Raw genomic sequence first — 16,617 nt, forward strand, 5'->3', positions numbered from 1 at the left:
AAGTTGGCTTGATTTTGCATCTCAGTGGTGGAATGAGGCGTGGCATCTACTACTAGTGCTGCCGGTACCCCCGGCTCCACGGGTTCGGCGGGCTCGGGTACCAAGCAGCGCATCCCGCTTTCGATTGGGGATATCGCCAAGCGCGTCTTTCTGGGAAAGCCGCTCATCACCGAGGAACTGCATTCCGAGAGACTGTCGAATTCGGTTGCGCTGGGCGCGCTTTCACCAGATGCGATCTCGTCGACGGCCTATGGCACAGAGCAGATTCTGATCGAGCTGCTGCCCCACGCGGGGCTGGCGGCGTTTGCTCTGTTGCTGCCGATCAACGGCGTCATCCTGTTGATTCTGGTGCTGGTGGCCGCGTCGTATCGGCAGGTCGTCATGGCCTATACGCGGGCGGGCGGGTCGTACATCGTCGCGCGGGAGAATTTCGGGCCCCGCGTCGCGCAGGTCGCCGCCGCGGCGCTGTTGATCGACTACGTCGTCACCGTGGCGGTGCAATCGGCTGCCGGTACGGTCGCGGTGGTCTCGGCGATACGGGCCCTGGGTCCCTACAGTCTGGAAATCACCATCGGCGTGGTGATCGCCATCTGCTATGCCAACCTGCGCGGATTGCGGGAAGCCGGCATACAGTTCGCATTGGCCACCTACTTCTTCGTCGTCATGATCAGCTTGACGATCGTCGTCGGTGTCATTCGCCATATCTTCTGGGGATTGCAGCCCTACGATCCCCAGCACATCCCCGGGACGGTGCCGATTGAGCAGGGCAACGGTCTGGTGATGGGCGCGACGGTCCTGGTGTTGTTGCGCGCGTTCGCCAATGGCGGTTCGTCGCTGACGGGAGTCGAGGCGATCTCCAACACCGTCGACGTATTCCGCAAGCCCCAGGGCCGCAACGCGCGCCGGGTACTCACCGCGATGGCGTGCATCCTCGGTTTCCTGTTGGCCGGTGTCGCCTACCTGACATTTGTCACCCACGCCACCCCGTATGTCGCCGGATACCCGTCGGTGTTGTCGGAGGTCGCCCGGGCGGTGTTCGGCAACGGGCTGATCGGCCACATCTTGTTTATTCTGGTCCAGGCATCGACCGCCGCCATCTTGTTCACCGGTGCGAATACCAGCTTCAACGGCTTTCCCGCGCTGGCGAGTTTTGTCGCCGAAGACAGGTTCCTGCCGCGCCAGCTGATGAAACGCGGCCACCGGCTGGTGTTCTCGAACGGCATCATCGTGCTCACCGCGCTGTCGGTGGTGTTGCTGGTGATCACCGGCGGCTCGGTCAACGCGCTGGTCCCGTTCTATGCGATCGGCGTGTTCACCGGATTCTCGATGGCCGGCTACGGGATGACCAAACATCATCTGACGCACCGGGAGCGTGGGCGGCGACGCCGGCTGGCCATCAACCTGTCCGCGGCGATCCTTTCGACGGTGGTGGTCGGCATCTTCGCGGTGGCGAAGTTCACCGAGGGCGCCTGGCTGGTGGTTGTCGTCTTCCCAGTGTTGGTGTTTGCGCTGATGCGGCTCAACAAGGAATACCGGGCCGAGGCCGCCATACTCGAGATGTTCCGCACCGACCGCCCAGAGTTGGTGAAATACGCCAGGCACCGGGTGTTCATCTTCGTCAACTCACTTGACCTCGCGGTCCTCGAGGGGCTGCGATACGGCAGGGGATTGCGGGCCGACGAGCTGATCGCGGTGCATTTCATGGTCGACGCGGCGCACGCCGCGCAACTCCGAAAGCGTTGGGAGGACTTCGATCTCGACACCCGGCTGCGAATCGTGGACTGCCCCGACCGGCGGCTCACCCGGGCCGCTCAGTTGCTGGTCGCCAAGGCGAGCAAGGAACACCCGAACACCAACGTGACGGTGTTGCTGCCACGTCGGACCTACGCGCCGCTGCTGGGCCGGTTGCTGCATGACCGAACCGCGGACAAGATCGCCCGCGCTGTGAGCCTGCTTCCCGACGCGGCCGCGACGATCGTGCCCTACGACGTGCAATCGCGGGTCCAGGAGGCCTACCCCGAACGCGTCGAGCAACGGCTGGCCCGCGAACTCGACAAGCTGGAGGCCTGGGTTTCCGAGGGCGAGGACCAGGACGTCGACGCCTATGAGCATCCCGAGAATTCCGATCGGCCGCCGTCGGTGATCACGGTGGCGGGCCTGATTCCCGGGCAGCGCGCCACCTTCGAAGGGCGGGTCAGCCAGGTCGAGGACGTCGCCAAAGGACGGCGGACGTTTCGCTCGATAGTGGTCGGCGACGACACGGGGGAGATCAGCATTTCTTTCCGCCCCGGGCGTGGAGGTGCCGATATCCAGCCCGGTCAGGTATTGCGGATCATCGGGAAGCCCCGCCAGAGCGGCCATCGGCCGATAACGATGGTGGACCCCGCGTATCACGTCATCGAGGACCCCGCGAACACCGACGACACCGCGGAAAGTGCCGACTCCGAGGACAGTTAGATTCACTTACCGAGACGGTCCGCAAACGGAATTCGAGGGAGCGACGACTGTGCGACGAGTTGCGGCGGTGCTGGTGTCCGTTTTCAGCTTGGCGTTCACCGCCAACGGCTACCGGCCGCTGACCAAGAACGGCTATGCCTCGCTGTACGCCTTCGGTTTTGGCCTGTTCGCCTCGGAGCTTCCGGTGCCTTCGTTCGCAGCCCAGGTGGCTGCGCTGACGGCGCTGTCTCGGCGGCTCTCGCCTAGGGTGCGTTTGTTCAGCTGGCTGGTGTCAGCGGTGTCCTGGCTGGGGTTGCTCGGCCTGCGCCACTGCGGGCGTACCGCCGACCAACCGTTGACCGCGGCGCTGGACCAAGGGCTGGGTCTGAGCCGTCGCACCGAGTCCGGCGATTTGTGGAAGCGCCCGCAGCCCGGCGGCGCCACCGCCAAGCAACCCGGCGTGCTCCGGATGATGCGGATCTACCGCGACTATGCACATGACGGCGACATCAGCTACGGAGAGTTCGGTTCGCGGAATCATCTCGACATCTGGCGCCGGCCGGATCTGGACCGCGGCGGACGGGCTCCGGTGTTGCTGCAGGTTCCCGGCGGCGCCTGGATGGTGGGGAACAAGCGCGGACAGGCGCACCCGTTGATGAGCCACCTCGCCGAGCTGGGTTGGGTGTGTGTTGCCATCAACTACCGCCTCAGTCCGCGCTCCACCTGGCCGGACCACATTGTCGACGTCAAGCGCGCGATCGCCTGGGTCAAGCAGAACATCGCCGAGTACGGCGGAGATCCGGACTGGATCGCGATCACCGGCGGCTCGGCCGGCGGACATCTGTCGTCGCTGGCCGCGCTCACCCCCAACGACCCGCAATTCCAGCCGGGTTTCGAAGACGCAGATACCCGGGTGCAGGCGGCGGTGCCGTTCTACGGTGTCTATGACTTCAGCCACCCGGAAAGTTCGCATCCCTTGCTCACGCCGACACTGGCGAAGAACGTGTTCAAGCTGAGCCGCACCGAGATCACGGAGCCGTTTCGCAACGCCTCGCCGATCACCCACGTCTCCGCGGATGCGCCACCCTTCTTCGTGCTGCATGGCCGCAACGACTCGTTGGTCCCGGTCGAGCAGGCGCGCAGCTTCACCGCCCGGCTGCGCCAGGTCAGCCGAAACCCGGTCGTCTACGCCGAATTATCTTGCGCGCAACACGGTTTCGACATCTTCGGGTCGGCCCGCGCGGCGCACACCGCGGTGGCGGTCGAGCAGTTCCTCGCCGAGGTGTATGCGTCGGATCGGTACAGCGTCGCGGACCGCGCGTCCGGGTGACCTTGGGCGGCTGCACGGTTGGGTGTGAAACCTTGGCGTCGGAAGTGAAACGAGGGCGGGAAAATCGCCTAGAAGCCGCCCTGCTTGCACTTTGAACGCCCAGGTTTCACACCGAACATCCCCTTAGGCCGTTAGCCGGTGTTTCGCGGGCTGCGCTCGTTGAGCAGTGCGATGACCTGAGCCGCCAGCTCGTCGATGTCGGCATTGGTGGTGTCGAGGACGAGGTCGGGGTCGTCCGGTGGCTCGTAGGGTGCGTCGACACCGGTCAGGCCGCGTAGTTGGCCACTGCGAGCGCGCGCATACAGGCCCTTGGGGTCACGCTTCTCGCACTCGGCCAACGAGGTGGACACGTAGACCTCTATATAGGGCAGCTTGGCGGCGGCGTTGAGGGCGCGGACCATATCGCGGTCCGACTTCAGCGGCGACACCAGCGACGCCAGCGCGACCACTCCGGCGTCGGCCAGCAGACGCGTCAAGTGCCCTACGCGCCTGATGTTTTCGGTGCGGTCGCCGGGTGAGAAGCCCAGGTCGTCGGACAGCCCGTGACGCAGATTGTCGCCGTCGAGCAGGTAGGCCACCCGCCCGGATTCCACCAGCGCACGCTCCACCGCTACCGCGATCGTCGACTTGCCGGATGCGGGTAACCCGGTGAACCAGATGGTGGCGCCCGATTGACCGGTGGCGCTCCAGCGGTAGCCCCGGTCCAGCGACGACGGATGCCAGCGGATGTCGGTGCGGGGATGAGTCCCCGGCTTGACCTCCCGAGCCTCCAGGATGGTGCCGGCGCCGACGGTGTCGTTGGTGGCCTCGTCGATCAGGATGAATGCCCCCATGGCGCGGCTTTCGGCGTAGCTGTCGGCCACCACAATCGAGCTGGTTCGCAATGTGACGGTGCCAATGTCGTTGAGCGCCAACTCGACTGGCCCGTCGAGCTCGTCGAGCGTCTCCGGGTCCAGCCGCGAGTGCAGCGCCTGCACGGTGGCCCGGACGGTCTTGGCGGTCTGTTTGAGCGCCAGCCGGTCGCCGGCGCGCAGCGGGGTGTCGGCGAACCAGCACACTGTCGCGTCGATCTCGCGGGCCAAGACGGGTGCGACGGCGTCGTCGGCACCGCTGATCAGCACGTCGCCGCGACCCACGTCGATGTCGTCGGCCAGTTCGACCGAAACCGACAGCGGCGCAACGGCTGTGGCGCGGTCGTCGTCGAGGGTGTCCAGCGCGGTCACCGTCGAGCGGGTGCCGGCCGGCAGCGACACCACCGGATCACCGACGCTGAGCGTTCCGGCCGCGAGGCGCCCGGTGTAGCGGCGGCGCATGTCCGCGGTCGGCCGCGACACCCACTGCACCGGCAGCCGCAGCCGCGACGCCTCGGCCAGCGGCGCGCTCAACTCGATGCCCTCCAGGTACTCCAGCAGCGTGGGGCCGGTGTACCACGGGGTGCGATCGGAACGGTGTACCACGTTGTCCCCGTGCTTCGCGGCGATGGGGATCACGGTGATGTCGGTACCGCCGAGCCGTGCCGTCATCTGTCGCAGCTCGGCTTCCACCTCGGCAAACCGGGCTTGGTCGAAGTCGATCAGGTCGATCTTGTTCACCGTCGCGACGAAGTGCCTGATACCCAGCAAGCTCGCGATCCGGGCGTGCCTGCGGGTCTGGCGCAGCACCCCGGCACGCGCGTCGACCAGCAGGATCGCCACGTGTGCATTGGACGCGCCGGTGAACATGTTGCGGGTGTAGCGCTCATGACCGGGCGTGTCGGCCAGGATGTAGCTGCGCGTCGCCGTGGAAAAGAACCGATAGGCGACGTCGATCGTGATGCCCTGTTCCCGCTCGGCGCGCAGGCCGTCGGACAGCGCGGCCAGATCGGCGATGCCGTCCGCGTCGGTGACCGCCTCGAGGTGGTCCAACGGCAGGCTGTCGGTGTCGTGCATGAGCCGGCCGATCAGCGTGCTCTTGCCGTCGTCCACCGAGCCCGCGGTGGCGATGCGGAGCAGCTGACGTGTCACGGTCGTGGTCATCAGAAATACCCTTCGCGCTTGCGGTCTTCCATCGCGGCGGCGGAGGTGCGGTCGTCGGCGCGGGTCTCGCCGCGCTCGGAAACCGTGGCCGCGGAGATCTCGGCGATGACCCGGTCGATATCGGTGGCGGTAGAGCGCACCGCCCCGGTGATGGTCAGGTCGCCGACGGTACGGTAGCGCACCCACTCCACGGCGGAGGATTCGCCGGCCTGTGGGCGGATGTATTCGGACACCGCCAGCAGAATGCCGTCCCGTTGGAACACCTCGCGCTCATGGGCGAAGTAAATCGACGGCAGCTCCAGGCCTTCCAGCTGGATGTAGCGCCAGACATCGAGCTCGGTCCAGTTGCTCAGCGGGAACACCCGCACTTGCTCGCCCTTCTTGATGCGGCCGTTGTACAGCGTCCACGGCTCGGGGCGCTGCGCACGCGGATCCCACTGGCCGAACTCGTCGCGGAAGCTCAGTATGCGCTCCTTGGCGCGGGCTCGTTCCTCGTCGCGGCGGGCGCCGCCGAACGCCGCATCGAAACCGCCGGCCTCCAGCGCGTCGAGCAGCGTGCGCGTCTGGGCCCGGTTGCGTGAGGCTCCGGGCCCCGGGTCGGGCACCCGGCCGTTGTCGATGGATTCCTGCACCGAGGCGACGATCAGCTTGTGTCCCTGGCCGGTGACCCGACGGTCGCGGAACTCGATCACCTCGGGGAAATTGTGACCGGTGTCCACGTGCATCACCGGGAACGGCAGCGGCAGCGGTCGAAATGCCTTCTCCGCCAGACGAAGTAACACAATCGAGTCTTTGCCCGCGGAAAATAGCAGCACCGGCTTTTCGAGTTCGGCGACGACCTCGCGGATGATATGTACCGCTTCGGCTTCCAGCAGCCGCAGCTCGTCGACGCGTCGGAGTTCGGTTTTCGTCACCGTGGCAGTCATGTTGGTAGTCCTTCTCTTTCGGCGTCCGCGCGGTAGCGGTCCACCCAATCGTCCGAACGCTGGTCGGCTTGTCGTTCCAGCACCGGCTGGGGCGCCAGGCGCGGGTCAAGTCCCAACGCCTCGAGGATGGTGGCCACCACCTGAGTCAGGTTGCGCCACAACACCGGATACGAGACCTCCATTGGTTGGATGCCTTCCGCGGCGAACCAGGATTGCCAGCCTTCCTCCTGGGCGCGCAGCATCGTGACGATGTGGGCTATCGCGCCGGCGTGATAGGTGGCACGCGCATCACGAACCGGATCGGGCCTGCCGCGCCAGACCCGGGTCTGCACCGCGCGCCAGAACGACACCGCCTGCGACACCACATCAGGCCGGTGGATATGGATCAGCAATGGCTCCTCGCCGACGACGTCGCGGATCGCGGCCAGCAGGCTGTCACCGGATCGATCGGGCAGTTGGCGCGCGCGGTTCAACAGTAGCGGGGTTTGGTTCCACATCAGCTTGCCGCCCCAGACGCCGTTGGGCGTTCTTCCGACCGTGCGGATGTAATCGCGCCAGATCTCGGCCGGCGCCAAGTCGGGCGTGCCCACGTCCAACGGGTCCAGCAGGCGCAGGATCGACTCGTCCTCGACCCCGGCGAACCACTCCCGCGGCTGCGGGGCCTGGCTGGTCGCGGGCAGGTATTGGAAGAACTCCTGGGGTTCGCCGGCCACGCCGGTCGCACGCAGCGATTCGACCAGCAGCGTGCTGCCACTGCGCTGGGACGCCAGGACTAGGTATGACGACGGGGTGTCTGCCATCCTGGCAGGATAACGGGACGGAAATCCGGTGCAACGCAGGGAATTCCTTCACGCTGAAGATAACTATTGCGGGCCGAGGATTTGTCGCCGTTTATCTGCGGCCGGCAGCCGGGCCGATGCGGGCCATCCCGCGCAGGAGCCACGGCGCCCGCCTCGCCACCACCTCGACGGCGCGATCCGAGCGGCGCATGGTCGTCCGCGCTCCGGGAGTGGGCGTCGACACCAATTGCGCCTCCGGTGATCCGGCCCGAGGACCGCGGCGATCGACCGCGAGTAATTGCCAGCTGCCCGGCACACCGCGCAGTTCGACGCGGCCACGGTCCTCAAACCCGGTGCCCGAGCCGACGACCAGATCACGCACGGTATGCGAGACCAGAATTTCTCCGGCACCGGCGTGGCCGAGGATGCGCGCGGCGATGTGGACCGCGATGCCCCCGATGTCCGCGTCCAGCAGCTCGCACTCGCCGGTGTGCACGGCGGCGCGGATCTGGATGCCCAGCATCTCGGCCTCTGCGCGCAGGGCTTCGGCGCAGCGAATCGCCTGCGTCGGCCCGTCGAACGTGGCCAAGTGACCGTCCCCGGTGTTTTTGACCACCGTGCCGCCGAATCTTTCGGTGGCGTTGGCGGTGATCTGCCCGAAGCGCTCCAGCACCGCTCGCCACGTTTCGTCGCCCGCCGCAGCGGCGTGTGCTGTCGAGGCCACCATGTCGGTGAACAACACCGTGCGCAGCGCGCGACGTGAGTGCGACGGCGCCGCATGGCTGCCGGTGAGAAACTCCTCGATCTCGGTCAGAACCTTGTCGGCCTCAGCGAACCAGGGCAGGTGCTCGCCGTCGATTTCGAGGTACCGCGCGCCCTGGATGTGGTCGGCCAGATAGCGGCCAGACTGTACCGGAACGACGGCGTCCGTGCGGGCGTGGATGACCAGGGTTGGGGTCATGATCGACGGCAGGACCGGCCGCACGTCGAGCCGAAACGACGCCTCGAGTGACACGCGCGCCATCCCAGGGCTCGCGCACATGCGCTCCAACATGGCGAACTGGCGTTGTCGACCGGTCAATGACGGCCCGGAGATGCTGAGTGTTGCTCCGCTGCCCCACCCCGAGCGGACGGCGCGGTGGATTGCCTGGACTCGCGCGATCTGCTCCACCGACCAGATGTAGTCGTCACCCACGTCGGGAAGGAGACGTGCCCGGAGTTCGGCTGGGTCGGAGTCGATAGTGTCCCACCCGCCCGGCTGAAACGAATATGTGTCACAGAGGATCAAGGCCTTCGTTCGTTCCGGCCGGGATGCCGCGAACATCATGGCGGCCGGGCCACCGTCACTGCACCCGAAGAGGGCGGCCTTGGCGAAGCCGGCGGCGTCCATGACAGCCTCGATTTCGGTCGCGCGATCATCGAGCGTGCGAACTTTCGGTACCGGGTCCGACAGCCCAACCCCGGCCTTGTCGAACACTGCGATGCGACAGAACGTGGCGAGCTGGTCGAAGAATGCCTTGAATTCGGGCACGGTCCAGAACAGCTCTAGGTGGCTGACGAACGGTCCGATGAAGACCAGTTCGACCGGCCCGTCGCCGAATACTTGATACGCCAGGCTGAGGTCGCCGCACGGCGCGTACGACGTTTCCGGCACGGATCGACCATAGCGGCGGCCGCGGCTAGGCGTAGCCCGTTCGGTCGTGGCCGCGCTTTTCTCGATGGGCCCTCGTGTGGGGGCTTCGGGGGGCGGCCGACCGGGGTGGCCGGTTGCGCATGTGGTCGCGGACGCGGCTCATGACGTCGCCGAGGACGCGCACGTCCTGGTCGGAAAGGGAGCCATACAAGAGGTCGCTGACCACCTCGATGTGGCCGGGGAGGACCTTGGCGATGCGGGCTCGCCCGGCCTTGGTGATGTCGACGACGGTCGCGCGCTTGTCGTGGGTACTGACTTGGCGGGTGATGAGGCCGGCGTCTTCCAATAGTCCGGCCTGATGCGTCAGGCCGCTGCGGCTATACACGACGCCATCGGCCAGCTCCGTCATGGTGAGCGAGCGGCCGGCGTCGACCAATTTGGCCAAGATCTCGAACTGCACGTAGCTCAGGCCGCCCTCGGCCTGCAACTGTTCCCGCACGGCGTACTGCAGCAAGTTGACCGCTTCGGTCAGGGCGAAGTACGTGCGCAACTGTGCCGGCTTGAGGCGCTTAGCCATGCCCCCAGCGTAGTGCTTCAACATCGAAGTACCGCGGGTGTCGGGTCCGGGGCCGCGTCGATCCGCGCAATGAGACGACCGTCACAGGCGCACACGGAATTGCTTCGATCTCGAAGCATGTTGCACCAGGCGCAACTGCTTCAAAATCGAAGCAATTAACGAAGGAGAAACCATGAAGGCTGTGCGATACCACCGTTACGGCAGTAGCGAGGTTCTGCAGTACGAAGACGCCCCGCGACCAGTGCCGGGTCCGCACCAGGTGCTGGTGCAGGTGGCCGCGACCTCGTTCAACCCAGTGGACGCAGGCATCCGCGGCGGCTACCTGTCCGAGGTGTACCAGATCAGCTTCCCGCATATCCCCGGCGTCGACGTCGCGGGCACCATCGCCGGGCTCGGCGAGCAAGTTCGGGGATGGAACATCGGCGATGCGGTCGTGGCGTTCTTGCCGCTGGATGCCGATGGCGCCGCCGCAGAGTACGCGCTCGTGCCAGCCGAGTCGCTGGCCGCCGCACCGACGTCGGTGCCGCTGGCTGATGCAGCAGCACTGCCGGAGGCCGCGTTGACGGCATGGCAGGCCCTCTTCGAGATCGCCGGTTTGACTGCCGGACAGACGATCCTGATCAACGGTGCCTCAGGGGCGGTCGGTGGCTACGCGACTCAGTTGGCCAAACAGGCCGGAGCCGTCGTGACCGCGACCGCCAAGGCACGTGACGCCGAGCGGCTGCGCGGCTTGGGCGCGGACCGCATCGTCGACTACATCGACTACACCCACTCACCGATCGACGTCGAAGGTGCACCATTCGATGTGGTGCTCAATCTGGTCAGCACCACCGACGAGCAGACCGAAGCCCTCATCGGCGTGGTCGTCGACGGTGGTTTCCATGTCGGCACCATGGTTTTCGGGCCGCAGAACCCGGGCCGGGGAGTCCGCAGCCAGCGGGTGTTCGTCCGTAGCGACGCCGCCCAGCTCGCCGGGCTGGTCCGCCGCGTCGAAGACAGGCAACTGAGCATCGAGGTCGCCGACCGCCGCCCACTGGACCACGCCGCCGCCGTGCACGCCGCCTCCGACAATGGCCGCCTGCACGGCAAGACCATCCTCATCCCTGTCGGCCAGTAACCCTCTGCCACAACCATATTCATGCGGCATTGGAGCGGCTATCGCCGCTCCAACACCCGTAGCCCGAGCGAGAACAGCAGGCGCACATCGGGATCCGCCAAGGAGGTGGACACCAGCTGCTCGATTCGACGCACCCGGTAACGAACCGTATTAGGGTGCACCTGCAGTGCATGTGCGGCGGCGGCAATGTCGCCGAAGCTGTCCAGGTAGGCGCGCAGCGTCTCCGCCAGCACCGGATCCCGGGTGCGCAGCTCGCGCAGCCGAGGGTCGACGAGTCGCGCTTCGCTGCCAACCAAACTGACGATCTCGTCGAGCAGCACCGTGGTTCGTGCTTCGGTCAGCGAGAGCACCGGCCCCAAAAACGGGTGCCGCGCAGCGCTTTCCAGTAAGCGGTCCACCTCGCGGCGCGCCTCGGCGACTCCGGACAAGCCCGGTAACGGCGCGGCAACGGCGGCGCGCAGCTCGACACCCAGTTCGGTGCGCAGCGCGCCGACAGTACCGCGCACCCACGACGTCAGCGACCGGGCCCTCGCGGTCGACGGCAGCAACACATACATCCGCCCGCCCGCCGAAGCGACCTGCGCATCGGACCGAAAGGCATTGGCGCTCAAGGCAATGACATCGGCGAGCCGAGGATGGCCCGGCCCGGCGCCGATGACGTCGAAGCCGATCAGTGCGGCGTTCCCGTCGGTGGACAGGCCGAGCTCACGGCCGATTTCGGCGACGTCGACGGCCTCACCATCGCTCAGGCCCAGCAATTGCTGCACCCGCCGCGCCTGAGTCGACGGCCGGGCGGCCAGGCGCGAAATGATCCGAGCAGCAAGCACAGCCGCGCCGCGCAGCATATCCTCGGCGTCTTCGGCCAATGGCTGCGACCCCTGCTGCACCCAGATGGTGCCGGCGAAATCCGACGGCCGCCGCGCCCCGGCCGGTGCATGGTGAATGCCGATGGCCAATCGCGGGCGCAGGCCCAATTCCGGTCTCTCGGCAACGCGGACCACCTCGTGGCCGGCCCGCAGCGCGTCGAAGATGCCCCATTGGCCGATCCATTCGAGATGTTCCGGCGGACCCGCGCGACCCAGGATGGACAGCCGCCGCAGCTCGTCGGCTTCGTCGTTGGAGGCCGAATAGGCCAGCACATGCGACTGTGCATCTTCGATGCTGACCATGCCGTGGATCCGGTCGGCCAACGACTGTGCCAGACCGAAGAGGTCGGTGCCCGAGTCCGCCGCCGGGTCTGCGTGATCCGCGTGATGCTCCAAGACGTGATCGACCAACCGATACAGCCGCTCCCAGCGCGCCTGCGGCTCAACAGCCACCACCGCTGATCCGACCGCGATCGCCTTGGCAACCAATGCGTCGGACGGCTCCTTCACCAGAATCGCCACGGGCGGCCGCCCGGCTTGCCGGTCGATCCAGCGCAGCGCCTCCGCTTCGGTGACTCCCAGCAGGAAGAAGAGGTCGGCCGAGCCTGCGGCCGGGGCCAGTCCCAGCCGCACGTCGTCGGAATCGATCAACGCCGCCGTCGAGACCGGAAGGTCCAGGCCCCGCGGTGCTTCGACAAGGGTCACCAGCGTCGCGTCCAGCGCAAGCAACAATCGGCCCAGCCCGACGCCAGGGACTTTCATATTGTCCGATCGTACTAGGCAGTCAGTAAATTGTTGTCTGATCCGCCAAGTGGTTGGGCCCTTGGGGCGGGGATCCTGGCTAGCATGGACGCAATCTCCCAGGTTCCAGCGCCGGCCAACGAGCCGGTTCACGACTACGCCCCCCATTCCCCAGAACGCAGCCGCCTTGCGGCCGAGCTGGCCGCGCTGACTGACCACCCGATCGACCTTCCGCATGTCATCGGCGGCAAACATCGGATGGGCGACGGCGAGCGGATCGACGTCGTCCAGCCGCACCGGCATGCCGCGAGGCTGGGTACCCTCAGCAACGCAGTGCACGCCGACGCATCAGCCGCCGTGGACGCCGCCATGGAAGCCAAGACAGCTTGGGCGGCAATGCCTTTCGACGAACGCGCCGCGGTGCTGCTGCGGGCTGCCGATCTGCTGGCGGGGCCGTGGCGGGAAAAGATTGCCGCGGCAACGATGCTCGGTCAGTCCAAATCCGTTTATCAGGCCGAGATCGATGCCCCCTGTGAGCTGATCGACTTTTGGCGGTTCAACGTCTCGTTCGCGCGACAGATCCTGGCGCAGCAGCCGATCAGCGGTCCGGGGGAGTGGAACCGATCCGACTACCGCCCGCTGGACGGGTTCGTCTATGCGATCACACCGTTCAACTTCACCTCGATCGCCGGTAATCTGCCCACCGCCCCCGCGTTGATGGGCAACACCGTGGTCTGGAAACCGTCGATCACCCAAACGCTTTCGGCATACCTGCTCATGCAACTGCTCGAGGCCGCGGGGCTGCCGCCGGGAGTGATCAACATGGTCACCGGCGACGGGTTCGCGGTTTCCGATGTCGCGCTGGCCGATCGGCGGCTGGCCGGTATCCACTTCACCGGATCGACGGCCACCTTCCAGCGACTGTGGTATCAGGTCGGCACGAATATCGGTCGCTACCACTGCTATCCGCGACTGGTCGGCGAGACCGGTGGTAAGGACTTCGTGGTTGGGCACGCCTCGGCGGACCCGGATGTGTTGCGCACCGCCCTGATTCGGGGGGCCTTCGACTATCAGGGCCAGAAGTGCTCGGCGGCGTCGCGGGCGTACATCGCGCATTCGGTGTGGCAGCGAATGGGTGACAGCCTGCTGAGTGCGGCGGAGGAGCTGCGCTACGGGGATGTCACGGACTTGACCAACTACGGCGGCGCGCTGATCGATCGGCGTGCCTTCCTCAAGAACGTCGACGCCATCGAGCGGGCAAAGGGCGCGCCCGGGGTAACCGTTGCGGTGGGCGGCGAATACGACGACAGCGAAGGCTATTTCGTGCGTCCGACGGTTTTCTTGTCTGACGACCCGACCGACGAGTCCTTCAGCACCGAGTACTTCGGCCCCCTGTTGTCGGTGCATGTCTACCCCGACGATCAGTACGAGCGCATCCTTGACGTCATCGACACGGGATCGCGTTATGCGCTGACCGGCGCGTTGATTGCCGACGACCGCCATGCCGTGCTGACGGCGCAGGAACGGCTGCGGTTCGCGGCCGGCAACTTCTATGTCAACGACAAGCCGACCGGGGCGGTGGTGGGGCGACAGCCGTTCGGCGGCTCGCGCGGCTCGGGAACCAACGACAAGGCGGGCTCCCCGCTGAATCTGTTGCGTTGGACGTCGGCCCGCACGATCAAGGAGACGTTCGTGCCGGCCACCGATCACACCTATCCGCATATGGGGCCGGAGTGATGGCCGGGCTGTTCGCCTACACGTTGCGGCCGGCCATCCTGGCCGCGAGCCGCCGGCCCGGACTGCGGCGTGCGGCCGAACGCCTACCGGTCACCCGCCGGGTGGTGCGGCGGTTCGTTCCCGGGGAGACTCTTCCGTCGGTGGTGGATAGCGTTGCCGCGCTGCGAGACTCGGGGCGCCTTGTCAGCGTCGACTACCTTGGCGAGGACGTGACCGATGTCGACGGCGCCGCGGGCACCGTACGCGCATATCTGGAGCTCCTCGATGCGCTGGGCGGCGGTGGCGTGGGCGACCGTGTGCGGCCGGTGGAGGTGTCGGTCAAGCTTTCGGCGCTGGGGCAGGCGCTGGAACGCGACGGCCAGAAGATCGCTCTCGACAACGCCCGCAGCATCTGCGAGCGGGCGCAGCAGTTGGGTGTCTGGGTAACGGTAGATGCCGAAGATCACCGAACCACCGATTCCACGCTGTCGATCTCCGGTGATCTGCGCGTCGACTTTCCTTGGCTGGGAACGGTTTTGCAGTCGTATCTACGGCGTACGCTGAGCGATTGTCGCGAGCTGGCTACCGTCGGGGCGCGGGTCCGGTTGTGCAAGGGGGCCTACGACGAGCCGGCATCGGTGGCGTATCGCGATCCCGCCGACGTCACCGATTCCTATTTGCGGTGCCTGCGGGTGCTGATCGCCGGCAACGGGTATCCGATGGTCGCTTCGCACGATCCACAGATCATCGACGCGGTCCCTGGGTTGGCTGCCGAGTTTGGGCGCGCTGTGGGCGATTTCGAATACCAGATGCTGTACGGCATCCGCGACGACGAGCAGCGTCGGCTGGTCGACGGCGGTAATCAAGTGCGGGTGTACGTCCCGTTTGGAACCGAGTGGTATGCCTATTTGATGCGACGGATTGCCGAGCGTCCAGCAAATCTGGCGTTCTTTGTGCGGGCACTGGGGGATAGCGCGAGCAGACGCAAAATCGCCTAATTTGGTATGAGATTGGGGGACTTTGCGTCTGCTCGCGACGGGTCTAAATCCCTTGTGTCACTTTGGCTTCAGTGGCCACATTTTGGGATTTGTTGTCGGTGGGTCTTCATAAGCTTGCGGCATGAGTTCGAGCAGTCGTGAGGAGATCGTGGAGGTCTTTCGCGCGCTCGATGCTGAGGTGGACCGGTTGTGCGGGTTGTCCTTTGACGTGTTCACCACCCCAGAACGCCTGCGGGCGTTGGAGCGGCTAGAACACCTAACCCGCCGGCTGCGCGCCCCCCAGCACACCTTGATCAACCAAGTCAAAGCTCAAGCAGGCGAACAAGAACTGGGCGGCGCCTTATCCACCGCATTGGCCAACCGCCTGCGGGTCACCAAAGCCGAAGCGGCCCGGCGCATCGCCGACGCCGACGATCTTGGCCAGCGCCGCGCGCTGACCGGCGAACCGCTCGCCCCACAGCTCAGCGCCACCGCGGCCGCCCAACGCCAAGGCCTGATCGGCGACGGGCACATCAAGGTGATCCGCAGCTTCTTTTCTCACCTGCCCACCGACATCGACCTGCCCACCCGGGAAGCCGCCGAGGCCGACCTGGCCGACAAGGCCAGCCACTACCGCCCCGACGAGTTGGCCAGATACGCCCAGAAAGTCATGGACTGGCTCAACCCAGATGGCGAACTCGACGACACCGAGCGCGCCCGCAAGCGCGGCCTGACCCTGGGCACACAGGAATACGACGGCATGTCCCGCCTCAGCGGCATGGTGACCCCGGAGCTGCGCGCCGCCATCGAGGCCCTGTTGGCCAAATTGGCCGCACCGGGGGCGTGCAACCCCGACGACGAAAACCCGGTGGTCGACGAGCAGCCCGGAGAGGAGGCGGTGCGCCGCGACACCCGCTCTCAGGCTCAGCGCAACCATGACGCGTTTCTCGCCGGACTGCGCGGCCTGTTCGCCTCCGGAGACCTGGGTCAGCACAACGGGCTGCCGGTATCAATCATCGCGATGACCACTGTCAAGGAGTTGCACGCCGCCGCCGGCAAAGCCCACACCGGTGGCGGGTCGCTACTGCCGATGTCGGATCTGATCCGGATGGCCAGCCACGCCCACCACTACCTGGCCATCTTCGACGGCGCCAAACCCCTGGCCCTGTATCACACCAAACGCTTCGCCTCACCCGCACAGCGAATCATGCTCTACGCCAAGGACCGCGGCTGTAGCCGACCGGGCTGTCCAGCGCCGGCCTACCACAGTGAAGCCCACCACGTAAAAGGCTGGACCACCACGCACCGCACCGACATCACCGACCTCACCCTGGCCTGCGGCCCAGATAACCGGCTCGTCGAAAAAGGCTGGACCACCCGCACCAACAGCCACGGCCAGACCGAATGGATACCGCCACCGCACTTAGACCACGGACAGCCACGGACCAACGCGTTTCACCACCCGGAGAGATTCCTAAACAACGACGACGATGAACCCGGTTGA

General features: G+C 66.3%; 12 protein-coding genes. 6 read left to right on the top strand and 6 right to left on the bottom strand.

Annotated elements, in window-relative coordinates; translation table 11 throughout:
- The first annotated feature begins 111 nt into the window (after window positions 1–111).
- A complete protein-coding gene (locus tag AC5Y2L_RS04715) occupies window positions 112–2,457 on the top strand; it encodes an APC family permease (RefSeq protein ID WP_499933211.1) in 2,346 nt (781 codons plus the stop codon).
- A gap of 49 nt (window positions 2,458–2,506) precedes the next feature.
- A complete protein-coding gene (locus tag AC5Y2L_RS04720) occupies window positions 2,507–3,766 on the top strand; it encodes an alpha/beta hydrolase fold domain-containing protein (protein ID WP_499932942.1) in 1,260 nt (419 codons plus the stop codon).
- A gap of 131 nt (window positions 3,767–3,897) precedes the next feature.
- Here the strand turns inward: AC5Y2L_RS04720 and cysC are convergent, their stop codons facing one another.
- The 5 genes from cysC to AC5Y2L_RS04745 form a co-directional block, all read right to left on the bottom strand.
- Window positions 3,898–5,781, bottom strand: coding sequence for an adenylyl-sulfate kinase (cysC, locus tag AC5Y2L_RS04725; protein ID WP_499932941.1), 1,884 nt, complete (start codon window positions 5,779–5,781; stop codon window positions 3,898–3,900).
- Entirely contained in the window at window positions 5,781–6,707 is a 927-nt protein-coding gene (gene cysD, locus AC5Y2L_RS04730) for a sulfate adenylyltransferase subunit CysD (RefSeq protein ID WP_499932939.1), read from the bottom strand. Before cysD ends, cysC begins: the two co-directional genes overlap by 1 nt.
- Complete coding sequence (gene stf0 / locus AC5Y2L_RS04735) at window positions 6,704–7,507, bottom strand: trehalose 2-sulfotransferase (RefSeq protein ID WP_499932938.1); 804 nt, start codon at window positions 7,505–7,507, stop codon at window positions 6,704–6,706. The genes cysD and stf0 overlap by 4 nt, the downstream gene beginning before the upstream one ends.
- Window positions 7,508–7,598: 91 nt before the next feature.
- Window positions 7,599–9,140 carry an adenylate/guanylate cyclase domain-containing protein gene (locus tag AC5Y2L_RS04740; RefSeq protein WP_499932937.1) on the bottom strand — a complete coding sequence of 514 codons (1,542 nt, stop codon included), beginning with the start codon at window positions 9,138–9,140 and terminating at the stop codon, window positions 7,599–7,601.
- 25 nt (window positions 9,141–9,165) lie between these two features.
- Window positions 9,166–9,696: a MarR family winged helix-turn-helix transcriptional regulator gene (locus tag AC5Y2L_RS04745; protein ID WP_499932935.1), complete on the bottom strand. Its 531-nt coding sequence runs from the start codon at window positions 9,694–9,696 to the stop codon at window positions 9,166–9,168.
- Window positions 9,697–9,868: 172 nt separating this feature from the next.
- Here AC5Y2L_RS04745 and AC5Y2L_RS04750 point away from each other — a divergent pair, with 172 nt between their 5' ends.
- The gene (locus tag AC5Y2L_RS04750; protein ID WP_499932934.1) at window positions 9,869–10,813 is read left to right on the top strand and encodes an NADP-dependent oxidoreductase; all 945 of its coding nucleotides are present in this window, start codon (window positions 9,869–9,871) and stop codon (window positions 10,811–10,813) included.
- Window positions 10,814–10,851: 38 nt separating this feature from the next.
- Here the strand turns inward: AC5Y2L_RS04750 and AC5Y2L_RS04755 are convergent, their stop codons facing one another.
- Window positions 10,852–12,441 (bottom strand): PucR family transcriptional regulator, encoded by a 1,590-nt coding sequence (locus AC5Y2L_RS04755; RefSeq protein ID WP_499932932.1) that lies wholly within the window; start codon window positions 12,439–12,441, stop codon window positions 10,852–10,854.
- A gap of 84 nt (window positions 12,442–12,525) precedes the next feature.
- On the opposite strand from AC5Y2L_RS04755, the gene pruA reads away from it, so the two are divergent.
- The 3 genes from pruA (at window position 12,526) to AC5Y2L_RS04770 (ending at window position 16,617) form a co-directional block, all read left to right on the top strand.
- Window positions 12,526–14,157 (top strand): L-glutamate gamma-semialdehyde dehydrogenase, encoded by a 1,632-nt coding sequence (gene pruA, locus AC5Y2L_RS04760; protein WP_499932931.1) that lies wholly within the window; start codon window positions 12,526–12,528, stop codon window positions 14,155–14,157.
- A complete protein-coding gene (locus AC5Y2L_RS04765; RefSeq protein WP_499932930.1) occupies window positions 14,157–15,134 on the top strand; it encodes a proline dehydrogenase family protein in 978 nt (325 codons plus the stop codon). The genes pruA and AC5Y2L_RS04765 overlap by 1 nt, the downstream gene beginning before the upstream one ends.
- A 121-nt stretch (window positions 15,135–15,255) precedes the next feature.
- Complete coding sequence (locus AC5Y2L_RS04770) at window positions 15,256–16,617, top strand: HNH endonuclease signature motif containing protein (RefSeq protein ID WP_499943632.1); 1,362 nt, start codon at window positions 15,256–15,258, stop codon at window positions 16,615–16,617.

The organism is Mycobacterium sp. NGS66 (genome assembly GCF_059812225.1).